This is a genomic window from Bacillus ndiopicus (assembly GCF_000612805.1).
GTDB lineage: Bacteria > Bacillota > Bacilli > Bacillales_A > Planococcaceae > Metasolibacillus > Metasolibacillus ndiopicus.
The window spans coordinates 192607-217081 of the sequence record NZ_HG964407.1 but is presented as its reverse complement, the minus strand read 5'-3'; the positions used below and the strand labels follow the sequence as shown (position 1 = coordinate 217081).

The following is a 24475-nucleotide window of genomic DNA, read 5'->3' as shown; positions in this document are numbered from 1 at the left end:
TGCAGGTTAGTTAACTGTTGGCGCGTGTAGTGATGGTTTTAAGTGTTTGTCCAAAAAATCCGGACTAGAGTTAGCCAAGGCGTAATGGGGAAGAATTTTGAATAATATTTGGAGGTAATGTAATGGGAAAATCAATAGTTAGCTTGTGTATTATGTTAGTCGTATTGTTTTCTTTTAGTGGAGTAGTCAATGCGAAATATCAGTATTCCGATGTTAATACATCAAGCTCACATTATGAAGGAATTGAAGTATTGCGAGAGAATGGTTTAATTGGAGGCTATAGAGGAGAAAAAGGGGGGTTCCTTTTTAAACCTAATGATTATATAAATCGCTCTGAAGTAGCAGCTATATTTTATCGTGTGCTAGGGTTACCTGAACAAGATAACTATGAAGAGATTATTTCCGAATTTAAAGATTTAGATGTAACAAACCCATTAGTTATCCCACTTGCAGCTACAATAGAAAATGGAATTTTTACAGGTGAAAATGGTTATTTCAATGATAGTGAGTTAAATCGTGAACAAATGGCAACGACTATAGTTCGTGCATTCGGCTTTACATCTAACTCAAATAATGAAGTAAAATTGAATTTATCTAATGTATCACCAAGTCATCAAGCCTCTGTGAAAATTTTGTCGCAGTTAGGAATTACAACAAAAGTTGATGATTTTAGACCTAAAGAAAAGGTGACTAGAGCACAGTTTATAACATTTTTATACAGAGCAATGAAGATTGGTGGGGTAGAACAATACATTAAATACGAGTTACCTGATATAGATATACCGATTGATAAAGAAAAATATCAATCAGTCCAAATTTTGCATGATTCTATTTATATATATGCAAATGAGATATCAAATGGAATTGCAAAAAATTCAGGGTTACAACAAAAAGAAGTTGAAATGGTTGCATCATATGCCGTTGCTTTTCCTAATACAACTATAATTTATAAAAATTTGAAATCAATTCATGTTCCTCAAAAAGATGTCCTTTCATTTTGGATAGCGAATGATCTTACATATTTAAAGAAACTTAAGACATTTGATTATAAGTCAACAGATGATATCGTATTACCTCAAGGAAAAACGTTACTTGAAGTTGAAAATGATCAAGAGAGAAAAGTAAATATGCTTAGAAAGCAAAATGCTTTATCTCATGTTCGTGGATCTCACTTGTTGTATAGAGAAGGTTATGATAGAAATGTTGCATTAAAATCAATGAGTACTACTCTTGATATGCCATATGATGAATTAATATCAATAATTAATTATACAATTCAAACCGGAGACGTATATGATGGAAAATATTTCATTACGTATTTTGATTTTGACCTAGGAACACAATGGTACATCACTAAAGATTAATAAATGTTACTTTGATTTTGATTCTCGTTCATTTAAAGAACAGCATACGAATTAAAGATATTTTTTGTTGAAAAACCTAAAATATGTATTGACATTTTTTATTTCCATGTTAAATTATTTCTATAAGATTAGTTGGTTTTAGTTTTTCCAAATCGATAAATTCCTTTGTATCAAAGGGAGAACATAATTATATTGTAGTAGCTCACTAGAAAAACTAGAGGCCGCTCTTTAGAAAAGAAGTATTTCTTTTCTATGGGGTGGTCTTTTTTGTTCAATCAAGCTGAAGTGAAGGGTGTAAGGTTTTTTTGCAAGGGCCCGTTAATGCTTTGTCTGAAATGGGTTTAAACAGGAAGAAGAATATCTTAAAGTGGACTTTTCGAATAAGGATAATTAGTTATAGAAGGAGATGTTTTAAATGAAAAATCGTGTGTTGTTCAAAGGGTTAGTAGTGATTTTTTCTACTTTAATTTTGTTAGCAGCTTGCGCTAATAAGGAAGCCTCAACTGGAGATAAAGTTGAAATTTTAAATGCCTCATATGATCCAACACGTGAATTGTATGATGAATTTAATAAAGAATTTGCGGCATATTGGCAAACTGAGAAAGGGCAGAAAGTAGTAATTAAACAATCGCATGGTGGTTCAGGAAGTCAAGCACGTTCGGTTATCGATGGGTTAGATGCAGATGTAGTAACGCTAGCCTTGGCATACGATATCGATGCAATAGCAGAGAAAAAGTTAATTGATGAAGGCTGGATTAATCGTTTAGAGCACAACTCTGCGCCGTATACATCGACAATCGTATTTTTAGTTCGTAAAGGCAATCCAAAAGGTATTAAAGATTGGGATGATTTAGCAAAGGCTGATGTTTCGGTTATTACGCCTAATCCGAAGGCGTCTGGAGGGGCTCGATGGAATTACTTAGCTGCTTGGGGGTATGCATTGGAAAAATTCGGTGGTGATAATACAAAGGCAAAAGAATTTATTTCAAGCATTTATAAAAATGTAGAAGTACTAGACTCTGGTGCACGTGGCTCAACTACAACATTTGTAGAGAAGGGTATTGGGGATGTGTTAATTACTTGGGAAAATGAAGCGCTCCTAGCTTTGAAAGAAATGAAAAAGAATGAATTTGAAGTTGTAGCACCATCCATAAGCATTTTAGCGGAGCCATCCGTAGCGGTTGTGGATAAAAATGTGGATAGAAAAGGTACAAGAGAAGCTGCAGAAGCCTATTTGCAGTTTTTGTATACAGATATCGGGCAGGAAATAGCAGCTAAAAATTACTATCGTCCAAGAGCAGAGGAAATTGCAGCAAAGTATAATAGTCAATTCCCGGAAATCAAATTGTTTACGATCGATGAGAAGTTCGGTAGCTGGCAAGAGGCTCAAGAAACACACTTTAGTGATGGTGGTGTTTTTGATTCCATTTATGAGCAATAAGAGGTGGTATAAATAATGAAAAAAAAGAAGAACGTATTGCCTGGCTTTGGCTTGTCGATGGGGATTACAACGCTGTATTTAAGCTTATTTATCTTAATACCGTTATCAATGATATTTATTGAGTCTTCTAAACTAGGGTGGGTAGATTTTTGGAAGGTTGTGACGAGTGAGCGTGTAGTGCATGCATATAAAATCTCGTTTATTACAGCATTTGCAGCAGCTCTTTTTAACGGTGTATTTGGCTTATTAATTGCATGGGTACTCGTTCGCTACAGCTTTCCTGGGAAAAGATTAATAGATGGACTTATTGATTTACCTTTCGCTTTGCCGACAGCAGTAGCAGGTATTGCATTAACTACTTTATATGCGAAGGATGGCTGGATTGGTCAATGGTTTAGCGCGATAGGCATTAAAATCTCGTTTACACCAATTGGTATTACACTGGCATTAATGTTTATCGGTTTACCGTTTGTCGTTCGAATGGTTCAGCCAGTGCTGGAAGGATTAGAACGTGAAGTGGAAGAGGCTGCGTCAAGCTTAGGAGCGACGAAAGGACAGATTTTTAGAAAAATTATTTTCCCAGAAGTATTGCCAGCTTTATTAGCTGGGTTTTCTCTCGCATTTGCAAGGGGGCTTGGGGAGTACGGGTCTGTAGTGTTTATTGCAGGGAATATGCCAATGAAAACAGAAATTGCACCACTGATGATTATGACGAAGCTAGAGCAGTTTGATTACGCTGGTGCGACGGCAATTGCCGTTGTTATGCTTGTTGTCTCTTTTATTTGTTTAATTTTTATTAATTTCCTTCAAAAGTGGAGCCAGAAGCATGTATTACAAGAGGAGTAGGAGGTAGGAAAGTGGAGAAAAGCAACAATTCTGGACGTGTAAAAGGGCAGAAAAGTGCAGTGAAAGGGGTTTTAATTTCTTTAATGCTCCTATACTTAACACTTTTTCTACTTGTACCGCTTATCTTTATTTTCGTCAAAGCGTTTGAGCAGGGAACGGCAGTTTATTTTGCGGCAATTACAGATAGCGATGCTTTATCCGCCATTAAGCTGACGCTACTTGTCGTCATTATAACGGTTCCATTGAATACGGTGTTTGGAATAGCGGCAGCTTGGTGTATTACGAAATTTCAATTTAGAGGAAAACAGCTATTACTATCTTTAATTGAATTACCCTTCGCTATATCGCCAGTAATCGCTGGGTTAATTTTTATCTTATTTTTTAGTCCACGAGGCGCTTTAGGTTCGTTATTAATGGACTGGGGTATAAAAATAATTTTTTCAGTGCCAGGAATTATTATTGTAACGATGTTTGTTACACTGCCATTTATTGCGCGTGAGTTAATCCCGATTATGCAAACACAAGGAAAGGCAGAGGAAGAAGCAGCTATTTCTCTTGGGGCAAGCGGCTGGAAAATGTTTATGCTTGTCACTTTACCAACTATAAAGTGGGGTCTATTATACGGGATGATTTTATGTAGTGCTCGCGCAATTGGTGAGTTTGGTGCTGTGTCAGTTGTCTCAGGAAGAATTCGCGGGATGACTAATACGATGCCTCTACATGTAGAGATTTTATACAACGAATATCAGTTTTCCGCTGCTTTTGCTGTAGCATCGCTCATGTCATTATTGGCCTTGGTAACGTTAAGTATTAAGTCATTTATTGAATATAAGACAGAGAAACAACAAGTAGGTGAATAGGATGTCTATCGAAATACGTGATGTAACAAAGCACTATGGCTCATTTCAAGCATTAAAAAATATTAATTTAACTATTTCAAAGGGGGAACTAGTTGCACTTTTAGGTCCATCTGGTTCAGGTAAGACAACACTTTTACGGATGATTGCAGGGTTAGAGTCGGTTGAAGAAGGGAGCATTTCGTTTGATGGGAAAGATTTAAGCACAGTGCATGTGAATCAACGAGATGTTGGTTTTGTTTTTCAACACTATGCCTTATTTAAGCATATGACGGTATTTGATAATGTGGCATTTGGCTTAAATATACGAAAGAAAAGCTTGCGACCATCTAAGCAAGAAATCGAGAAAAAGGTACATGAGCTTCTAGAACTAGTGAAGCTAAGTGGCTTTGCACATCGTTATCCGTCTCAGCTATCAGGTGGGCAACGTCAGCGTGTAGCACTGGCACGAGCATTAGCTGTGGAGCCGAAAATGCTACTGCTAGATGAGCCGTTTGGAGCGCTTGATGCGAAGGTTAGAAAAGAATTACGTCGTTGGCTGCGTAAATTGCATAATGAAATGCATATAACGAGTGTATTTGTCACGCATGATCAGGAGGAGGCACTCGACGTTGCAGACCGCATTGTCATTATGAATAAAGGGAAGATAGAGCAGGTTGGGACTCCTTCAGAAGTTTATGATAAACCTGTTAGCCCGTTTGTTTATGACTTTTTAGGAAACGTGAATTTATTTCACGGTCGACTACAGCAAGGGAAATTAAATCTAGGCAGTGCTCAGCTCGATGCACCAGATTATATCGATAAAGACGAGACAGACGCGGTAGGATATGTGCGACCACATCATCTAACGGTTGAGCGTGTAAGGCAAAGTAAGGATGAAATCGCAGCAAAAATTACATTTATGCATTCGATCGGGCCAACTTGGCATATTGAGATGAGACGTGAGGACATTGATGCTTATGTCGAAGTAGAGTTAAGCAAAGAAGAGTTTATGCAATTGGATTTAAAAGTAGGAGAAATCGTTTATGTAAGTCCAAAGGAAATGAAAGTATTTATACCAGAAGATTTCATTATTTAGGGGGGAATAGCTTGTTAACGTATAATACGTGGGAAAATCCAGATATCGTGTTTGAAGTAGATGAGCAATATAAAGGAGCTTTAGAGGTCATTAAATGGAGCTACCAACAGTATGGAAAAGATATTGTTTATGCATGTAGCTTTGGGATTGAAGGAATTGTTCTAATTGATTTAATCGCAAAGGTTCAGCCAGATGCACAAATTGTTTTTTTAGATACAGATGTACATTTTAAAGAAACATATGAAACGATTGAGCGTGTGCGTGAGAAATATCCAACGTTAAATATCGTGCTAAAAAAACCTGCATTGACATTGGAGCAACAAGCACAGCAGTTTGGTGAAAAATTATGGGAAGTAAATCCAAATCAATGCTGTAATATTCGAAAATTGGAACCATTAAATGAAGTGCTATCAGGTGCAAAAGCGTGGATTTCAGGCTTGCGTCGTGAGCAGTCTGAAACACGCAAAAATGTAGAGTTTATCAATAAGGATAGTCGATTTCAATCTGTGAAAATTTGCCCACTTATTCATTGGACATGGAAAGATGTATGGCGCTATGTGTCAAAGCATGAGCTTACTTATAACGTACTACACGATCAAGGGTATCCAAGCATTGGCTGCTCACATTGCACGAAGCCTGCATTTACATTAGAAGATTTGCGTTCAGGTAGATGGCAAGGGCAGGGGAAAACAGAGTGTGGGCTTCATAGCCAGTGAGATTTAGCTATTTTGATGAAAAGGAGAAGCGCAAATGAAAGAACTTACTCACCTCGACCAGCTTGAGGCAGAAGCGATTTATATTATTAGAGAAGTAGCGGCGGAATGTGAAAACCCTGTTATGCTCTATTCGATTGGGAAGGATAGCTCTGTCATGCTGCATTTAGCGATGAAGGCATTTTATCCAGAAAAACCACCATTCCCATTTATGCATATTGATACGACGTGGAAGTTTAAAGAAATGATTGAGTTTCGTGATCGTCGTGCAAATGAATTGGGCATTGAAATGATTGTTCATTCAAATGAAGAGGGGCTTGAGCAAAATATTAACCCATTTGATCATGGCTCAGCCTATACGGATATCATGAAAACACAGGCATTAAAAGATGGTTTAAATAAATATGGATTTACTGCTGCCTTTGGTGGAGGGAGACGTGACGAAGAAAAGTCGCGTGCAAAGGAGCGCATCTTTTCATTCCGCAATAAAAATCATGCATGGGACCCTAAAAATCAGCGCCCTGAAATGTGGAAGCAATTTAACACGAAAATTCATAAAGGTGAGAGCATGCGTGTTTTCCCAATCTCGAATTGGACGGAAAAGGATATTTGGCAATATATCCGCAGAGAAAATATCGATATTGTACCACTGTATTTTGCCAAAGAGAGACCCGTCGTTTATCGTGAGGGCAATTATGTCATGGTAGATGATGAGCGCATGCGATTAGAGCCAAACGAAGAAATTTTAATGAAAGAGGTCCGTTTCCGCACATTAGGCTGCTACCCACTGACAGGTGGTGTTGAATCCAAAGCAGTGACATTAGATGAAATTATCGAAGAAACATTAGGGGCTGTAACATCTGAGCGAACAACGCGTGTCATTGATCAAGAAGCTGTCGGTAGTATGGAGAGACGTAAGCGAGAGGGGTATTTCTAAATGAGAAGTTTATTAAGATTTATTACGTGTGGCAGTGTGGATGATGGTAAATCGACGTTAATAGGCCATATGCTGTATGATGCCAAGCTATTATTTGCGGATCAAGAAAAGGCATTGGAGCTAGATAGTAAGCTAGGAAGCCGTGGTGGAGAAATTGATTACTCACTTCTTTTAGATGGACTATTAGCTGAGAGAGAACAAGGCATTACAATTGATGTAGCTTATCGTTATTTTACAACGGATCATCGTTCATTTATCGTCGCAGACACACCGGGTCATGAAGAGTATACACGCAATATGGCAGTAGGTGCTTCATTTGCGGATCTCGCTATTATTCTAGTAGATGCAACGAAGGGTGTTATAACTCAAACGAAGCGTCATGCGCGTATTTGTGCACTAATGGGCGTAAAAAATCTGGTGCTAGCTGTAAATAAAATGGATTTAATCAATTTTAATGAAGTACGGTTTACTAAAATTAAAAATGATTTCTTACAGTTGATAGAGGAGTTTCGCCTTGAAAGTGTTCAAGCGATTCCAGTTTCTGCAACGAATGGGGATAATATTACGAGGAAATCCGAAAATACACCATGGTATGACGGGTTAGCGTTGCTACCGTATTTAGAAGTAGTAGACATTGGCCATGAACAGAAGCAAAATGAATTTTTAATGCCAGTTCAGCGTGTCAGTAGACCAAACCATACATTCCGAGGCTTTCAAGGGCAAATTGAAGCTGGCGTAGTTGCAGTTGGTGATGAAATAACTACTTTACCGAGCTATGAAAAGGCGAAGGTTAAAAGTATTTTAGTAACAGATCGTGAAGTGCAATCTGCGAGTGCTGGGCAGCCCGTTACGATTCAGTTACACAGAGAGGTGGATGTTTCGCGCGGCTGTGTGCTAACAACTGATCAAAATATAGCTGTAGCAGATTTATTTACTGCCCAAATTTTATGGATGGATGATACAGAGCTTGAAGTAGGGAAAAATTATTTAATTAAAGTTGGGACAAAAATTATTCCTAGCACAATAGTGGCGATTCACCATAAGGTAGATATTAATACAGGGCAGCATTTAGTAACGGATAAAATTACTAAAAATGAGCTAGCAACTTGTGATATAGCATTGTCTGAAAAGATTGTTTTTGATTCTTTTGATAGAAATGAAGCGTTAGGCAACTTTATTTTAATTGACCGTATCACGAATATGACTGCGGCATGTGGTGTTATTAAAGAGGCAGTTTTAGACGAGAAAAATGTTATTTGGCAGCAAACAGATGTGACGCGAGAAGTACGCGCTGAACAAAAGGGGCAAAAACCATTAACATTATGGTTCACAGGGCTTTCGGGGTCAGGCAAATCGACACTTGCAAATGAGGTTGAAAAGCGCCTTCTGTCATTTGGCTACCATACGATGCTACTTGATGGCGATAATGTGCGACTAGGATTAAATAAAGATTTGGGCTTTGATGAGATTGGACGTATTGAAAACATTCGTCGCATTGCTGAAGTGGCGAAGTTGATGAACGATGCGGGATTAATTACATTAACGTCGTTTATTTCACCTTTTGAGCAGGAACGTCGAAAAGCGCAGCAAATTGTAGGGGAATCCTATATCGAAATATACATTAGCACGCCTCTCGAAGTATGTGAAAAACGTGATGTAAAAGGCCTTTACCAAAAAGCTCGGGCGCAGGAAATAGCTGATTTTACAGGTATTTCGAGCCCTTATGAGAAGCCAACAAATCCTCATATTGAAATCGATACAAGCAATATTTCTTTAGAGGAAGCAACTGATTACATTGTTAAAGAAGTATTAAAGGCATTAGCGTAAGTGATGATTCGCTCATAAGGCTAAGCAACCCCAAAATTAAAACGTAAGAAATCAATTGATTTCTTACGTTTTAATAGTAGAGACTACTTGCTTCTTGTCACAATATGAAATGGATTTTTTAACTGTGGTTTATTGTATTGTAAAGGCTCTTTTGTCGTGAAATTAAATACGTGACCGCCACTATATTTAACAATTGCTTCACCGGCAGCCGTATCCCATTCCATTGAATAACTAAGTCGGGGGTACACATCTACTTTACCTTCTGCGACAAGGCACATTTTAATGGAGCTACCAGATGTCACAAGCTCTACATGTTGATGCTGTTCTCGCTTTGCTTGGATATAGGCCTCGGTATCGCTAGAAAAATGTGACCGGCTTACTGCAATGGCAAAGGATTCTCTATTTGTATCAATGGGTAACTTTTGAGAAAGAGCGAGTAAAGTTTCTTCGGTATCGATTTCTTTAAGATTTTCTGTACAGTCAGTTAATTTATATGAACCAATTTCACTAGAAGCAAAATATATGCTATCTAGTACAGGACAATAAATTACGCCAAGCACAGGCGTACCATTTTCAATAAGTCCAATATTTACTGTGAATTCTCCATTGCGCTTAATAAACTCTTTAGTGCCATCAAGCGGATCAACTAACCAGGCAGTTTTCCAGTGGCTACGCTGTGCATAATCAATTATTACGCCTTCCTCACTGATTACTGGGATATGAGGATAGTCGTTTACAAGCTGATTATAAATCAAATGATGTGATTTTTTATCTGCTATTGTTAAGGGAGATTCATCATTTTTAAATTCTACATTAACTGTATCAGTATTATACACATCTAAAATTTCCTGACCAGCTTTGAATGCAATATTAACAATATTTAAAATTTGTATAACTGTTTCCATTATATAGACTCCATTTCTTATTTACGATGTTTTCAACTCCCGCAATGCCTCAATAAATATTTTTACATTTCTTTTTTCCTTCATTGTGGGAGTGTAAATATACGACAATGTTCGCCAAAAAGGAGGGCTCTCTAGCTGCACTATATGAATCTCTCCCATTTTTAAATCACGTTCAATAACACTTCTTGATAATAAAGAAAGACCTAAATTGTTGATAACTGTTTCTTTTATTCCCTGGATGCTGCTGATGGACAGTAATGTTTTTACTTTTAACTCGTTTGCTTGTAAAAATTGCTTTAAATATTCGCCTGTTCCTGAACCGATTTCGCGAGTAATCCAATCTTCATTTTGGAGGTCAGCAATTGTTACTGTTTTTTTAGCTGCAAGTGGATGCTTGACAGAGGAAACAATGACTAGCTCATCCGCTTTAAATGGCTCTACGATAATTTCTTTTTCATTTGTTTTGCCTTCGACTAAACCGATGTCGACTTGAAACAGCCTAGCATACTGAACAATTTCGTCAGTATTACCAATAATAATTTGAAAGGAAAGCTCAGGATATTTTTCTTTTAACTCAGCGAGTAAAGGAGGAAGTATGTATTCTCCAATAGTAAAGCTTGCACCAATTTTTAGATGACCTCGAACTGCATGGTGATGATCTAAAATATCTTGTCTTGTTTGCTCATAGAGCTGGACCATCTGTTTGGCACGTTCAAGTAATATTTCTCCCGTAGGTGTAATACATAGTAGCTTTGGAGAACGCTGAAAAAGCTGAGTTTGAAATTCTCTTTCTAAATTTTTAATATGCAAGCTCACTGTTGGCTGTGACATACATAAAGCATCAGCGGTTTTCGTAAAATTTTTAATTTCACATAATTTAATAAAAGTATGTAATTCTTCGATATTCATTTAATTATCCCCTTCCTCCAATGCGATTACTATTGCTAATTGCGTTGATTATTAATTGTTATTTTACCAATCAATCTCCATATAGTAAAGTAAGTTTATTGGAATTATATAAATTAAAAACGTAGTTAATTTATTTGTATTATATGTATTTGATGGAGGGATATAAATGGGGAAAGTTTATATTGTTGGTGCTGGACCTGGAGATGTCGAGCTTATCACATTAAAAGGGCTTCGCTGCATTAAAGAAGCGGATGTTATTTTATATGATCGCTTAATTAATCGCGAGTTGCTGAGCTATGCAAAGCCAAATGCGCAATTGATTTTTTGTGGCAAACTTCCGAATCGTCACGCGATGATTCAGGAGCATATTAATCATTCTCTTGTTCAGTATGCAAAGCAAGGAAAGGTTGTAACTCGTTTAAAGGGTGGAGATCCTTTTGTTTTTGGTCGGGGGGCTGAGGAGGCTGAGGTACTTGCAGAGAATCATATTCCATATGAAATTGTTCCTGGTATTACAGCAGGCATTGCAGCTCCTGCTTATGCAGGAATTCCCGTTACGCACAGAGATTTCGGCTCAAGCTTTGCCATTGTGACAGGACATATGAAAGAAGGTAAGGACGATTCAATAAAGTGGGAAAGTCTCGCTAATGGGGTTGATACATTAGCTATTTATATGGGGGTAGGGAATTTACCATATATATGCCAAAATCTTTTAAAATATGGACGCTCTGCTACAACACCTGTGGCACTTGTTTATATGGGAACATTCGAGGAGCAGCAGACAGTAACTGGGACACTTGTAACAATTGTGGAAATTGCACAGGAAACTCAAGTGAAAAACCCAAGCATTATTATCGTTGGTGAGGTTGTTTCGCTAAGAGAGAAAATTCAATGGTTTGAACAAAAAAAGGAGGCGCTAGACTTATTAAAAGAGAGCGTCGTGTAAAAAGCGGGTGATGGAATGCAGGCGATTTTATATGTCGGTCACGGTACAAGAGTAAAGCAAGGTGTCGAAGAGGCAATTCAATTTATCGAAAATATAAAAAAAGAAATTAATATAGACATTCAGGAAATTTCATTTTTAGAGCTAGTAGAGCCGGATATTTTGCAAGGCGTAAAAAATTGTGTAGAGCGTGGAGCAACAAAAATAGCGATTGTTCCATTATTACTGTTAACAGCTCAGCATGCAAAGGAAGATATTCCAGCAGAGATAGAAAAGGCTCGGTTCATTTATCCGCATGTACAATTCACTTTTGGTCAACCATTTGGTATTCATGACAAATTGATTGATACGATTTATAAACGCATTGTTGAACAGCAAATAGATATTTTACAGGATGCGGAAGTGCTATTAATTGGTCGTGGCAGTAGTGACACAGCGGTTGTGCGTGACATGCTAGAAATAAGCGAGCATGTCCAGAAGAAATTTGGCTTTCATTCCGTAAGCGCATGTTTTTTATATGGAGCAGGTCCAGCTTTTCATGATGCATTGGAAATGATTAAAAAAAGGAATGTTAAGCAATTATTTATTGTTCCTTATTTATTGTTTTCGGGTTTGTTAAGTAGAGGGATTGAAAAAAGTATAAAGGAGCTGCAATTCGATAGTTCACGGTTTATTTTATGTGCCAGCTTAGGCTATGGCGAAAATGTTCAGCAAGTGCTTTTAGAACGAGTACAGGAGCTATTGAATAAGTGAGGAGGGGGACATCTATGTCAAAGCAAAAGAGCAATAGCGAGGTTACGTGCGAGAGCATTAAAGAAATGCTAGAAACAATTAAATTTGGAACGATTACACTCATTATTCAAGACGGACATGTTGTTCAAATTGAAAAGAACGAAAAAATTCGTTTGAAATAATTAGCTAATAATTCGAGAGGTGGAAAATTTGACTTTACAAGTATTAAACAGTCCTTTTAATGAGGAGCAAGTAAAACAATTAAATGTACTATTACCTACATTAAATGACTATCAAAAAATTTGGTTAACAGGTTATTTAAGTATTGCGCCAGCAGCAGGTGTAGCGGTTTTAGAGGAACCAGCTGCCAGCATAGAGGAAGAAGTGAAATCAATAGCTACAGAGCCACAATCTGCAACTATTTTATATGGCTCTCAAACTGGCAATGCGCAAGCCTTAGCAGAAAAGCTTGGTGCTAAGTTAGCTGAGGCTGGAGTAGATGTAACAGTTGCATCAATGTCAGCGTTTAAAACAAATCAGTTAAAGAAGCTAACAAACTTATTTATTGTTACTAGTACGCATGGTGAAGGAACACCACCAGATAATGCAATTCAGTTCCATGAGTTTTTATATGGCAAACGAGCGCCGAAGCTAGAGCATCTACAGTTTTCGGTATTAGCACTAGGGGATAGCTCCTACGAATTTTTCTGTAAAACTGGTGCTGACTTTGATGAGCAATTAGAAAAGCTTGGTGCACAACGTATCGCACCTCGCGTTGATTGTGATCTTGATTACGATGCTTTAGCAGCACAATGGTTTGAGGATGTAAAAAAAGCAATAGTTGCTAACGATGCACAAGCTGCTTTATCTCAAGTTAATACGGCAACTAAAGAAGTAGGAGGCTCAGAATACTCTAAGAAAAATCCGTTTTATGCAGAGGTGCTTGAAAAAATTAATTTAAATGGGCGCGGCTCTAATAAAGTAACGTATCATCTTGAGCTTTCATTAGAAGGATCTGGCTTAACATATGCACCTGGAGACAGCATAGGAATTTTACCAGAAAATGATGAGCAGCTAGTCGGAATTTTAATTGAAGCACTTGGCTTTCAGCAAACGGAAGTGGTAACAGTTGAGCAACAGTCCTTAACATTAGCAGAGGCATTACAAAAGAAGCTTGAAATTACTGTTTTATCAAAGCCGCTACTGCAAAAAATTCAAAACTATACGGTAAACCCAGACTTTGCGGCACTTGTGCAAGACAATTATAAATGGAAGGACTACGTGTATGGGCGTGATTTATTAGACGTAGTGCAAAACTACGGCCCCTTTTCATGGAATGCACAGCAGTTTGTTGAATTGCTACGCAAAATTCCAGCGCGTTTATATTCAATTGCCTCTAGTCAAGCTGCAAATGAAGATGAGGCACATTTAACAATTGGGAAAGTAAGCTATGAAACAGATGGGCGCGGTCGACAAGGGGTATGCTCAGGTCAGATTGCAGAGCGTATTGAAATTGGTCAAAAGTTACCTATCTACATTCATTCTAACCCTAATTTTAAATTGCCACAGGACGATGCTACAGCAATTATTATGATTGGTGCTGGTACAGGGATTGCACCGTTCCGTTCATTTATAGAGGAGCGTGCAGCACGCGAGGCAGAGGGGAAATCGTGGTTATTTTTTGGAGATCAGCATTTTGTAACAGATTATTTATATCAAACAGATTGGCAGGGCTGGATAAAGGATGGGGCATTAACCAACTTAACAACAGCGTTCTCTCGTGATGGTGACCAGAAAATATATGTACAGCATCGCTTACAGGAGCATGCAAAGGAACTATATGAATGGATTGAGCAAGGAGCCATTATATACGTTTGTGGAGACGAAAAGGCGATGGCAGCAGATGTTGATAAAATGATTCATGCGATTGTTGCAGAGCAAGGAGGCAAATCAGCCGAGCAAGCAGCTGAATATGTAAGTAGTCTTAAACAACAACAACGTTATCAGAGAGATGTGTATTAAAGGCAAATGAAATGAGGCGAAAATAATGACTGAGAAAATCGTATTACCTTCACAGCCTGGTAAACCAAGCGATGTGGAGCGTATAAAAAGTGAAAGTAACTATTTACGCGGAACACTTGAAGAAACAATGCAAAATCCATTAAGCTCAGGTATTCCCGATGATGATAACCGCTTAATGAAGTTTCATGGGAGCTATTTGCAGGATGACCGCGATTTGCGTAACGAGCGTCAAAAACAAAAACTAGAGCCTGCTTATCAATTTATGGCACGTGTTCGTACACCAGGTGGAGCTGCGACACCAGCGCAATGGCTTGTAATGGATGAGATGGGGAGAAAGTATGGCAATGGCTCATTAAAGCTAACGACACGACAAGCTTTCCAAGTACATGGAATTTTGAAGTGGAATATGAAAAAATATATGCAGGAAATTCATGAAGCATTGTTAGATTGTATTGCGGCGTGTGGTGACGTGAATCGTAACGTGATGTGTAATGTTAACCCAAATCAATCTCAGCTACATGAGGAAGTATATACGTGGTCAGTAAAATTAAGTGAACATTTATTGCCAAAAACACAAGCATACCACGAGCTATGGTTAGATGGGGAAAAGGTTTATGACGGGCAAGAAAAAGAGGTTGAGCCAATGTATGGCGCACTTTATTTACCACGTAAATTTAAAATCGGCATTGCTATCCCCCCAAGTAATGATATAGATGTTTTTTCTCAGGATATTGGCTTTATTGCCATTGTGGAAAATAATAAATTAATCGGCTTTAATGTTGCTGTTGGTGGCGGTATGGGTATGACACATGGGGATACTGCTACATATCCACAGCTTGGACGTTTAGTCGGCTATATTCCGAAAGAGCGTTTACTGGAAACGGCAGAGAAAATTTTAACGATTCAACGCGATTACGGAAACCGTTCGGTGCGTAAAAATGCCCGCTTTAAATATACAATTGATGCACGTGGGCTTGATTGGTTTAAGGAGGAGCTTCACCAACGTTTAGGCTGGGAGCTTGAGGAGACTCGCAAGTATTCATTTAACCGTACAGGTGATGAATTCGGTTGGATTAAAGGTGAGGATGGTAAATGGCATTTTACGCTATTTATTCAAAATGGACGTGTTCGTGACTTTGAGGACTATCAATTAATGACAGGATTAAGAGAAATTGCGAAAGTGCATACAGGTTTATTTCGTTTAACACCAAATCAAAACTTGCTTATTGCGGATGTAGCACCTCAGAAAAAGCGAGTGATTGATGCTTTATTGAAAAAATATAAAATTACAGACGGTGCTCATTATTCTGCACTACGTCGTAACTCTATTGCCTGCGTATCGTTACCAACATGTGGTTTAGCAATGGCCGAGGCAGAGCGATATTTGCCAACATTAATTACAAAAATTGATAGTATACTAGAAGAGTTTGGTTTACTTGAAACGGAAATTGGTATAAGAATGTCAGGCTGCCCAAATGGCTGTTCAAGAGCTGCAATGGGAGAAATCGGCTTTATCGGAAAAGGACCTGGCAAATATAATTTATATTTAGGTGGCGATTTTACAGGTCAACGCTTAAATAAAATTTACCGTGAAAATATAGGTGAAGAGGAAATCCTTGCAATATTGCGTCCGATATTCGAGCGTTATGCAAAAGAGCGAGAGGAGCAGGAGCATTTTGGCGACTTTGTTATTCGTCAAGGTTATGTAGAGGCAGTAACAGATGGTCGCTATTTCCATTCGTAATAAACTTTTTATACCAAGTAGCTTTGAGGTTTAGAAATAACTATTTATCCCGCTTTTTAAGCGGGATTTTGTGTTTGTCACAACTTATTTTCGAAAGGTAAAAGAGCTAATAATTAGTCAGAATTTTAATATAAAAATTTTACCATTCTTTATAGAAAAAATAGTCTAGCAGAAAAAAATTTTTTTGAAAGGTTGAGCTTTTGATAAAGTATTTATATGATTGGTTTTTGAGAGGGGACAATTTTTATGTTAAACAAAATTAGCAGAATTTTCGGTATTGACATATTTAGGCTCTAAAATATATAGTTATTCCAGCGCAATTTTCGGAATATTCAAGGCAATATATTACACTAACTTGTACCTACAACCTGTTGACATGTAGTGGTGTTGTCGTGAATATTTTTTACGCTTGTTATCTTGATTCAAAAAATGTTTTACAAAGGCATATATACGAAAGATTGCTATTTTTGTAGTGTCTTAAACATCGTTGAAGCAAGATAAGAGCTCTGACGGATGTTACAGAGCATGACTATTTAGGTTAACCTTCACGAATCAGCTTAAAAAAAGCTGGACAATGACTAGCTAAGATGCAATTGATGAAAGCGTTTACGTGAAGTGCATATTTATATGAGGGGGAAAATTAATGAAGAAAGTACGAATCGGCGTTATCGGCGCAGGATTACGAGGCAGTTTAGCGCAATACTGGCATAAGCCTGATGGAGAATCTGAAATTGTAGCTTTAGCAGATATTTCAGAAGAAAGACAAGAAAAATTTCAAGCGAAGTTTGATACACCATTATTTTTGACTAAAGATTATAAAGAGCTGTTAACAAAAGATGATATTGATGCTATTGCTGTATTATCGCCAGACTACCTACATGAAGAGCATGTGATTGCTTGCTTAGAGGCTGGGAAGCATGTTTATGCTGAAAAGCCATTAGCGATTACGGTAGAGGGCTGTGACCGTATTTTAGATGCATGGAAAAAATCAGGCAAGCATTTAATGGTTGGCTTCAATATGCGTTATATGAGCATGTACCAAACGATGAAAGGTTTAATTGACTCTGGTGCAATCGGAGAATTAAAGGCAATTTGGGTACGCCATTTTGTAGGCTTTGGTGGCTACTTCTACTATCATGATTGGCATGGTAACTCAAGAAATACAACATCTCTATTATTACAGAAAGCATCGCATGATTTAGATGTTATCCATTGGATTTCAGGCAAATACGCTACAAAGGTATCAGCTTTTGGTAGCTTAGATTACTATGGTGGCAACCAGCCGAACACATTAACATGTCCAACATGCGATAAAAAAGATACGTGTCCTGAATATGTACCGCATACATTTACGGAATGTGCATTCCGAGAAGAAATCGACGTCGAAGATAACAACATGCTTATTATGGAGCTTGAAGATGGCATTAAAGCTTCTTATCTACAATGTCACTTCACGCCAGATTACTCAAGAAACTATACATTCATTGGTACGAAAGGTCGTATTGAAAATGATGATGTTAACAATAAAGTGTATTTAAAAACACGTAAGCAAAATTCTTGGCAAGAATTGAGCGATGTAGTGTATGAAATGAAGCCTGAAAACGGTGGTCATGGTGGCGCAGACCCTAAAATTGCACAAGATTTCGTAGACTTAGTGCTTTATAATAAAGAGCCTTTAACAACGCCATTTGCTGGACGTATGAGTGTTGCAGTAGGCTGTGCAGCAACAGAATCGCTTCGCAATGGAGGTAAGGTTGTAGAAATTTCACAGGAATCTACAATTTAGCAAAATCAATAAAACAGGGGGATGGGTATGACACTGTTAAATAAGACCACTGTTGAAGAAGCATCTAAGGATCAAGGTTTTTCTAGCAAAAAAACAAAGGTAAAGAAAAATCATTGGCTTGAATGGAAAAAGGCTTTTAAGAAAAACTGGCAGCTCTATTTATTACTTACACCAGTTATCCTTTACTTCTTAGTTTTCCATTACTACCCTTTATATGGTTTGCAAATTGCCTTTAAGGATTTTATAGCTACTAAAGGGATTACAGGAAGTCCATGGGTAGGCTTTAAACATTTCGAACGCTTCTTTGATAGTTATTACTTTTGGAGATTAATTAAAAATACGATTGGTATCGGGGTATTTACATTGCTTGTATCATTCCCAGTACCTATTATCATCGCACTATTGTTAAATGAGGTAAAAAGCCTGCGCTTTAAAAAGTTTGTCCAAACGGTTATTTATGCACCACACTTTTTATCAACAGTTGTTGTTGTCGGAATGTTGCTGTTGTTCTTAAAACCTGACGGAATGATTAACCAAGTGCTTGTATTATTTGGCGGCACACCACTTGACTTTATTTCTGAGCCGGCATGGTTCAAATCTATTTATGTGCTATCAGATGTATGGCAAACAATGGGCTGGAGTTCGATTATATATATTGCAGCATTAGCAGCTGTAGACCCAGCGCAGCATGAGGCAGCAATGATGGATGGGGCATCGAAATTCCAAAGAATCATTCATATTAATATACCTGCAATTATGCCGACGATTATTATTTTATTCATCTTGAACATGGGTTCAGTAATGGCTGTCGGATTCGAAAAAGTATTTTTAATGCAAAATGATTTAAACATGTCTGCATCAGATGTTATTTCAACATTTGTATACCGTAGTGGTATTTTAGAGGCGCAATATAGCTTCTCAGCTGCTGTAGGATTGTTCAACTCAATCATCAACTTTATCTTACTTATTATGGTGAATAAAGTAGCTAAAAAAGTAAGTGACACAAGTTTATGGTAAGGGAGTGATGGGATTGAGAGAATCAAGAGGCGATCGAGCGTTTACAATTTTTAATTATATTTTCCTTGCAGTTGTTGCGATAATTGTACTTTATCCGTTGCTGTTTGTCTTAAGTGCTTCGTTTAGTAATCCACAATACGTTATTTCAGGAGAAATGTGGCTATGGCCAAAAGAATTTACTATTGAGGCATATGAAAAGGTATTCAAAAACCCAGATATTATTAACGGCTTCATTAACACAATGAAATATACGTTTTTTGGTACACTACTGAACGTTGTAATGACAATTTGTGCAGCTTACCCTCTCTCTCGTAGAGATTTAAAAGGAAAAGGCTTCATTATGGCATTTATGGTATTCACAATGTTTTTTAGTGGAGGTCTAATTCCTACCTATTTACTTATTCGTGATTTAGGGATGATTAATACATTTTGGGTAATGATTATCCCGAATGCAGTGGCTGTATGGAACATCATTATTATGCGTACATTCTTCCAGTCAATTCCTTATGAATTAGAGGAATCTGCAACAATTGATGGAGCAGGGAACTTCCGTATTTTGTGGAGCATTATTTTACCACTCTCATTCCCTGTAATCGCTGTTATGGTGCTGTTTTATTCAGTAGGACATTGGAATTCATATTTCCAAGCATTAATTTATTTACAAGACCAAAATAAGTTCCCGCTTCAGCTAATCCTTAGACAGATTTTAATTCAAGGACAGGCTGACGATATGATTCAAGCAACTTCAGAAAGTTTCTTAGCTCAAAAACTTAGCGTTGAAGGGTTAAAATATGCTGTTTTAATCGTTGCTAACCTACCAATGCTAATGCTTTATCCATTCTTACAAAGATATTTTGTAAAAGGTGTCATGATTGGTTCATTAAAAGGTTAAAGAATAGGGGAGATTTCTATGACAGTAAAAAAGAAACATGTATATGGTTTAGTTGCAAGTATGATGTTAGCTACAAGTATTTTAACTGCATGTGGAGATAAAGGTGGTAATAATGAGGCTAATACTAACGCTAATTTAGACAACTTTAATGAAGCTAGTATGCCAATAGTAAAGGAAAAAATCGATGTGGATGGCTTTGCAGCTAAATTCTTTGCTTCACAGGATTGGAACAAACTAATGCTTTGGGAAGAATATGAGAAAATGTCTAACATTCATATTAACTGGACTACTGTGCAAACAGAAGCATTAGCAGAGAAAAAGAATTTATTACTAGCTGCGGGTGATTATCCAGAAATTTTCTTTGCATCAGCATTTTCAAGAACGGACTTAATTAAGTATGGGCAACAGGGTGTATTTGTACCATTGAATGATTATATTGAAAAGTATGCGCCAAACTTTAAAAAGCTTTTAGAGGAATATCCAAGTGTAAAACAAGGGATTACAATGGCAGACGGCAATATTTATGGCTTCCCAACAATTTACGACCCAAAATTCCAATCTCTTCGTGTAGGTGCACCATGGATTAATCAGGAGTGGCTTGATAAATTAGGTTTAAAATCACCTGAAACAACAGAAGAATTATATCAAGTGCTAAAGGCGTTTAAAGAACAGGACCCTAATGGTAATGGCATTCAAGATGAAGAAGGTTGGGGAACTGGCTACGGTATTAGACAGCATATTAATTATTTAAGAGGTTCATTTGGCTTAAACAAGCAAGGTACAATGAATATTAACCTTGATTTTAAGCCAGGCACAGAGGAATTCCGTTTCGTTCCAACAACAGATGAGTATAAACAATTACTACAGTTTTTAAATAAGCTATATAGTGAAGGCTTAATTAACAAAGATATTTTTACAACAGAGCCACAAAAATTTGCAGCAGAAGCGGTTAAGGGAACATTCGGTATGCTAAGCGAGGTAGACCCAAAAGAGCTGTTTAAATTAGATAACTACGTAGGAGCACAAGTGTTAGAGGGACCAAACGGTGACCGTCAATATACTGCGATGTCTAATGGTCTTGGAAACTTAGGGATGTTTGTAATTACAGATAAAGCGAAAAATCCAGAGGCTATGGTGCGTTGGATTGACCATTTATATGGTGAGGAAGGAACAAAAATGTTCTTCATGGGCTTTGAAGGTGTTACTTATGAGGAAGATGCTGAAGGAAACTTTAAGTATTTAGAAACAATTACAAATAACCCAGATGGTAAAAATTTAGACCAAGCAATTAGTGATTACTTAACATGGCCAGGTGGTTATTATCCAGGAATTGTAACGCAAAAATATTTCCAAGGAGCAGAGGCAAAAGAAAACTCAATTAAAAATGCAGAGCAAGTAATGCCATATGCATTAAAGGACGAGGATATTATTCCGGGCTTGAACTTTACTTTAGAAGAAAATGATAAAGTATCAGCTATTTTAACGGATATTCAAACATATGTAGATGAAATGGCTGCAAACTTTATTACAGGGAAAGCAAGCTTTGATAAATGGGAAGAATACAAAAAGACAATTGAAAAAATGGGCTTAGAAAGCTATATGGAAGTAGCTCAAGCAGCATACGATCGTACAAAACAATAAAGTAAAGCTTTAATTAGTGGGAGACTTTTATCCACCACTTATTGTTTGTTAATGCAGGATAATGTAAACAATCATGCACGATGCATATCATCGTGCATGCATTTCTATCTAATAGTATAGAGAAGTATGAGGGGGCATAGTAAATGAAATTTGAGGGCTGGAAAGGAAAGCTATATTGGGCTGTTGAATTAATTACACTGTTAGCAGTATTACAACTACTGTGGATTGGTTTAACAATTGTTGGCTTTGGGCTGTTCGGTATAACACCTGCTACAATAGCTATGTTCACTGTACTAAGAAAAAGATTACAAGGAGAAGATGATTTAAAATATCTTACGAAAACTTATTGGAAAACATATAAGCAGGAGTTTATTGCTTCTAATAAAATAGGTTTGATTATTTTAGTTGTTGGCTATTTTTTAACAATTAACTTCCAAATTATTTCTTCGATGAGGGGTACAGTAGGTTTATTATTGTTCACTGTATTTATTACATTTAGCATACTCTATGTAATTATGGTGTTGAATATTTTCCAAATCTATGCCCACTATGAGCTACCCTTTACGCGTTATTTTGCTGTCTCTATAGTATTTAGCATATCCTACCCTCTTCAGATGATCGGGTCAGCTATTGGTCTTGCTATTTTATACCGAATTTTTACTTGGGTTCCAGGACTACTACCGTTCTTTGGAATTAGTATAACAGCTTTATTTTTAACATGGATGTCTTCACATATTTTTAAAATGAAGGAAGAGGCAGAAGGGAAATCGAAAATCGGTCATTATCATGAGGAAGGAGTAACTTCATGAAGCATACTTGGCTTATTCATGCCAATATTGTAATGGAAGATGGCATTTTATTTAATGGCTTTTTACAAATGAAAGATGGAAAAATTGCAGCGCTAGATAAAATGGAGCACTGCCCTCCCTTATTAATGATGGAAAATGTAATTGATTGCGAGCAGCAAGGCTATGTGATACCTGGCATGATTGATATACATATTCACGGTGCAATCGGCTATGATTTTATGGATGCTAATCCAAAGTACTATGCTGAAATAGCTAGGCATTTGGCCAGTGAAGGTGTAACTTCCTTTTTAGCAACTACAATGACTTGCCCAATGCCAGAAATTGAAGCAGCTATTTGCGCACTTGCGGTATATAATGCTAACCAGCCAAATGATGTAGCGCAAATGTTGGGCATTCATTTAGAAGGTCCTTTTATTAATCGTTCTAAAAAGGGGGCGCAACCTGAAGCAGCTATTTTGAAGCCTAACGTACAGCAGTTTCATCATTTACATGAACAGTCGAATCATATAATACGCCTTGTAACATTTGCACCTGAAGAGGATATAGATTTCGCATTGCTAAAAACATTATGTCAAAAAGGTATTATTGCCTCAATTGGCCATTCAGATGCGGATTATGCTACGACAATTCAGGCAATTAGGGCAGGTGTTACACATGCAACACATTTATTTAATGGGATGCGAGGTATTCATCATCGCGATCCAGGTGTTGCAGGTGCAGTGTTGCTAGAGGATGAAGTATACGTCGAGTTAATTCCAGACAATGTGCATTTTCATAAAGATTTACTAGCATTAGTACGCAAAATGAAAGGGCTAGAGCGAATGCTTGTTATTACTGATGGTATTCGTGCGAAAGGGATGCCAGATGGAGTATATTCGCTTGGTGGCGAAGAGGTAGAGGTAGTAAATAATTGCTGTATCCAACGCAAGACAGGCTCATTAGCAGGAAGTGTATTAAATATGAATGAGGCAAGAAAAAATATAGAAGCATGGCTCTCTTTATCATTAAGTGAACAAGTTCGCCTTGTATCTTTGAATCAAGCAATTCATTTAGGTATTGCTGATAAAAAAGGCTCGCTTGCTGTAGGAAAAGATGCTGATATAGTATGGTTAAATACTAATGGAGAAGTAGAAAAAACCTTCTGTTTAGGGAGCTTAGCTTTTGAACAGAAATAATATAAGAATAGGCATCCTTTTAATTAGATGATATATTGATGATAACAACAGATGAGGAAGAGGATGTGAAAATATGAGACCTTTAGATTCAACGAGTGTAATTCCATTGTATCACCAATTGAAACAAAGATTATCAGCTAAAATCCAATCAGGCGAATGGAAGCCAGAGGATAAAATAGATTCAGAAAATCAATTGATGGAAATGTTTTCGGTGAGCCGTAATACAGCCAAAAAAGCGATTGAAGAATTAGTGCAAGAAGGGAAACTGTATCGTATTCAAGGCAAAGGTACATTTGTTTCGAAGCCACGATTCGAACAGTCACTTGGTGGTTTCTATAGCTTCAGCCGCGTTTTACAGGAAAAAGGGTTAAATCCAAGGGATGAAGTATTGGAAATCCAAGTAGTATATCCTTCTACAAAAGTAAGACAGGGTCTTGAATTAGAAGAGGATGAACAAGTTATTGAAGTGAAGCGACTACGTTTTGCAGACAATGAGCCAATCGTATTGGAATCTTCTTTTTTACCGAAAAAAATCATCAAAGATATCGATATTCTAAACGAGGTTAGCTCAGTTTCATTATATAGTTTATTAGCACAGCGTTTAGATATTGTTGTTGTAAGAGCTAAAGAAGCTTTTGAGCCTGTACTTATTCGAAAGGATGAGGCACATTTATTAAAAACAGATGTAGGGCGACCTGCTCTATTACTTGAGCGAACAGCATTTGATACATTAGATCGGCCTGTAGAATTTTGTATTTCCATTGTAAGAGGTGACCGTTGTCGCTTCTACACAGAGCTAAACTAAACTCATAGTCATTTTCTATGAGTTTCTGCGTT

The 24475-nt window shown here is 37.3% G+C and carries 22 protein-coding genes; 20 read left to right on the top strand and 2 right to left on the bottom strand.

What is annotated here, in order from left to right:
• Positions 1-122: 122 nt before the first annotated feature.
• From TY13_RS14390 to cysC, 8 genes are all read left to right on the top strand, one after another.
• The gene (locus TY13_RS14390; protein WP_042477415.1) at positions 123-1364 is read left to right on the top strand and encodes an S-layer homology domain-containing protein; all 1242 of its coding nucleotides are present in this window, start codon (positions 123-125) and stop codon (positions 1362-1364) included.
• Between the two features lie 415 nt (positions 1365-1779).
• The gene (locus TY13_RS14385) at positions 1780-2805 is read left to right on the top strand and encodes a sulfate ABC transporter substrate-binding protein (RefSeq protein ID WP_042477412.1); all 1026 of its coding nucleotides are present in this window, start codon (positions 1780-1782) and stop codon (positions 2803-2805) included.
• A gap of 15 nt (positions 2806-2820) precedes the next feature.
• Positions 2821-3651 carry a sulfate ABC transporter permease subunit CysT gene (cysT, locus tag TY13_RS14380; RefSeq protein WP_042477405.1) on the top strand — a complete coding sequence of 277 codons (831 nt, stop codon included), beginning with the start codon at positions 2821-2823 and terminating at the stop codon, positions 3649-3651.
• Between the two features lie 59 nt (positions 3652-3710).
• The gene (cysW, locus tag TY13_RS14375) at positions 3711-4511 is read left to right on the top strand and encodes a sulfate ABC transporter permease subunit CysW (RefSeq protein ID WP_407637737.1); all 801 of its coding nucleotides are present in this window, start codon (positions 3711-3713) and stop codon (positions 4509-4511) included.
• Between the two features lies 1 nt (position 4512).
• A complete protein-coding gene (locus TY13_RS14370; protein WP_042477402.1) occupies positions 4513-5586 on the top strand; it encodes a sulfate/molybdate ABC transporter ATP-binding protein in 1074 nt (357 codons plus the stop codon).
• Between the two features lie 11 nt (positions 5587-5597).
• On the top strand, positions 5598-6302 hold the full coding sequence (locus tag TY13_RS14365) for a phosphoadenylyl-sulfate reductase (RefSeq protein ID WP_042477399.1): 705 nt from the start codon (positions 5598-5600) through the stop codon (positions 6300-6302).
• A gap of 34 nt (positions 6303-6336) precedes the next feature.
• The gene (gene cysD / locus TY13_RS14360) at positions 6337-7236 is read left to right on the top strand and encodes a sulfate adenylyltransferase subunit CysD (protein ID WP_042477396.1); all 900 of its coding nucleotides are present in this window, start codon (positions 6337-6339) and stop codon (positions 7234-7236) included.
• A complete protein-coding gene (gene cysC, locus TY13_RS14355; RefSeq protein WP_042477394.1) occupies positions 7237-9063 on the top strand; it encodes an adenylyl-sulfate kinase in 1827 nt (608 codons plus the stop codon).
• Between the two features lie 83 nt (positions 9064-9146).
• Here the strand turns inward: cysC and cysQ are convergent, their stop codons facing one another.
• Both cysQ and TY13_RS14345 read right to left on the bottom strand, forming a co-directional pair.
• Entirely contained in the window at positions 9147-9968 is an 822-nt protein-coding gene (cysQ, locus tag TY13_RS14350) for a 3'(2'),5'-bisphosphate nucleotidase CysQ (RefSeq protein WP_042477391.1), read from the bottom strand.
• Positions 9969-9989: 21 nt separating this feature from the next.
• Positions 9990-10877: a LysR family transcriptional regulator gene (locus TY13_RS14345; protein WP_042477389.1), complete on the bottom strand. Its 888-nt coding sequence runs from the start codon at positions 10875-10877 to the stop codon at positions 9990-9992.
• A gap of 166 nt (positions 10878-11043) precedes the next feature.
• Between TY13_RS14345 and cobA the strand changes: the two genes are divergently transcribed.
• From cobA to TY13_RS14285, 12 genes are all read left to right on the top strand, one after another.
• Positions 11044-11823: a uroporphyrinogen-III C-methyltransferase gene (gene cobA, locus TY13_RS14340; RefSeq protein WP_042477386.1), complete on the top strand. Its 780-nt coding sequence runs from the start codon at positions 11044-11046 to the stop codon at positions 11821-11823.
• 15 nt (positions 11824-11838) lie between these two features.
• Complete coding sequence (locus TY13_RS14335; protein ID WP_042477384.1) at positions 11839-12573, top strand: sirohydrochlorin chelatase; 735 nt, start codon at positions 11839-11841, stop codon at positions 12571-12573.
• A 14-nt stretch (positions 12574-12587) separates the two neighbouring features.
• On the top strand, positions 12588-12734 hold the full coding sequence (locus TY13_RS14330) for a YezD family protein (protein ID WP_042477380.1): 147 nt from the start codon (positions 12588-12590) through the stop codon (positions 12732-12734).
• A 28-nt stretch (positions 12735-12762) separates the two neighbouring features.
• Positions 12763-14574, top strand: coding sequence for an assimilatory sulfite reductase (NADPH) flavoprotein subunit (locus TY13_RS14325; protein WP_042477377.1), 1812 nt, complete (start codon positions 12763-12765; stop codon positions 14572-14574).
• A 25-nt stretch (positions 14575-14599) separates the two neighbouring features.
• Complete coding sequence (gene cysI / locus TY13_RS14320; RefSeq protein ID WP_042477375.1) at positions 14600-16318, top strand: assimilatory sulfite reductase (NADPH) hemoprotein subunit; 1719 nt, start codon at positions 14600-14602, stop codon at positions 16316-16318.
• Positions 16319-16961: 643 nt separating this feature from the next.
• Positions 16962-18104 (top strand): Gfo/Idh/MocA family protein, encoded by a 1143-nt coding sequence (locus tag TY13_RS14315; protein WP_042477372.1) that lies wholly within the window; start codon positions 16962-16964, stop codon positions 18102-18104.
• A 27-nt stretch (positions 18105-18131) separates the two neighbouring features.
• Positions 18132-19121 (top strand): ABC transporter permease, encoded by a 990-nt coding sequence (locus tag TY13_RS14310; protein ID WP_042477370.1) that lies wholly within the window; start codon positions 18132-18134, stop codon positions 19119-19121.
• A 7-nt stretch (positions 19122-19128) separates the two neighbouring features.
• Positions 19129-20013, top strand: a complete 885-nt coding sequence (locus tag TY13_RS14305; RefSeq protein ID WP_042477369.1) for a carbohydrate ABC transporter permease — start codon at positions 19129-19131, stop codon at positions 20011-20013.
• Positions 20014-20031: 18 nt separating this feature from the next.
• Positions 20032-21654 (top strand): extracellular solute-binding protein, encoded by a 1623-nt coding sequence (locus TY13_RS14300; RefSeq protein ID WP_042477368.1) that lies wholly within the window; start codon positions 20032-20034, stop codon positions 21652-21654.
• A 143-nt stretch (positions 21655-21797) separates the two neighbouring features.
• Positions 21798-22463, top strand: coding sequence for a YesL family protein (locus tag TY13_RS14295; RefSeq protein WP_042477364.1), 666 nt, complete (start codon positions 21798-21800; stop codon positions 22461-22463).
• The gene (gene nagA, locus TY13_RS14290; protein ID WP_042477362.1) at positions 22460-23638 is read left to right on the top strand and encodes an N-acetylglucosamine-6-phosphate deacetylase; all 1179 of its coding nucleotides are present in this window, start codon (positions 22460-22462) and stop codon (positions 23636-23638) included. The genes TY13_RS14295 and nagA overlap by 4 nt, the downstream gene beginning before the upstream one ends.
• Before the next feature lie 73 nt (positions 23639-23711).
• Positions 23712-24443, top strand: coding sequence for a GntR family transcriptional regulator (locus tag TY13_RS14285; RefSeq protein WP_042477359.1), 732 nt, complete (start codon positions 23712-23714; stop codon positions 24441-24443).
• Positions 24444-24475: the final 32 nt, after the last annotated feature.

What these genes read in the sequence shown, in the direction of transcription:
- TY13_RS14390 (WP_042477415.1), top strand. Translation starts at nt 123, where the DNA reads ATGGGAAAATCAATAGTTAGCTTGTGTATTATGTTAGTCGTATTGTTT.
- TY13_RS14385 (WP_042477412.1), top strand. Translation starts at nt 1,780, where the DNA reads ATGAAAAATCGTGTGTTGTTCAAAGGGTTAGTAGTGATTTTTTCTACT.
- cysT (WP_042477405.1), top strand. Translation starts at nt 2,821, where the DNA reads ATGAAAAAAAAGAAGAACGTATTGCCTGGCTTTGGCTTGTCGATGGGG.
- TY13_RS14370 (WP_042477402.1), top strand. Translation starts at nt 4,513, where the DNA reads ATGTCTATCGAAATACGTGATGTAACAAAGCACTATGGCTCATTTCAA.
- cysD (WP_042477396.1), top strand. Translation starts at nt 6,337, where the DNA reads ATGAAAGAACTTACTCACCTCGACCAGCTTGAGGCAGAAGCGATTTAT.
- cysC (WP_042477394.1), top strand. Translation starts at nt 7,237, where the DNA reads ATGAGAAGTTTATTAAGATTTATTACGTGTGGCAGTGTGGATGATGGT.
- cysQ (WP_042477391.1), bottom strand. Translation starts at nt 9,968, where the DNA reads ATGGAAACAGTTATACAAATTTTAAATATTGTTAATATTGCATTCAAA.
- TY13_RS14345 (WP_042477389.1), bottom strand. Translation starts at nt 10,877, where the DNA reads ATGAATATCGAAGAATTACATACTTTTATTAAATTATGTGAAATTAAA.
- cobA (WP_042477386.1), top strand. Translation starts at nt 11,044, where the DNA reads ATGGGGAAAGTTTATATTGTTGGTGCTGGACCTGGAGATGTCGAGCTT.
- TY13_RS14335 (WP_042477384.1), top strand. Translation starts at nt 11,839, where the DNA reads ATGCAGGCGATTTTATATGTCGGTCACGGTACAAGAGTAAAGCAAGGT.
- TY13_RS14330 (WP_042477380.1), top strand. Translation starts at nt 12,588, where the DNA reads ATGTCAAAGCAAAAGAGCAATAGCGAGGTTACGTGCGAGAGCATTAAA.
- cysI (WP_042477375.1), top strand. Translation starts at nt 14,600, where the DNA reads ATGACTGAGAAAATCGTATTACCTTCACAGCCTGGTAAACCAAGCGAT.
- TY13_RS14315 (WP_042477372.1), top strand. Translation starts at nt 16,962, where the DNA reads ATGAAGAAAGTACGAATCGGCGTTATCGGCGCAGGATTACGAGGCAGT.
- TY13_RS14310 (WP_042477370.1), top strand. Translation starts at nt 18,132, where the DNA reads ATGACACTGTTAAATAAGACCACTGTTGAAGAAGCATCTAAGGATCAA.
- TY13_RS14305 (WP_042477369.1), top strand. Translation starts at nt 19,129, where the DNA reads ATGGGATTGAGAGAATCAAGAGGCGATCGAGCGTTTACAATTTTTAAT.
- TY13_RS14300 (WP_042477368.1), top strand. Translation starts at nt 20,032, where the DNA reads ATGACAGTAAAAAAGAAACATGTATATGGTTTAGTTGCAAGTATGATG.
- TY13_RS14295 (WP_042477364.1), top strand. Translation starts at nt 21,798, where the DNA reads ATGAAATTTGAGGGCTGGAAAGGAAAGCTATATTGGGCTGTTGAATTA.
- nagA (WP_042477362.1), top strand. Translation starts at nt 22,460, where the DNA reads ATGAAGCATACTTGGCTTATTCATGCCAATATTGTAATGGAAGATGGC.
- TY13_RS14285 (WP_042477359.1), top strand. Translation starts at nt 23,712, where the DNA reads ATGAGACCTTTAGATTCAACGAGTGTAATTCCATTGTATCACCAATTG.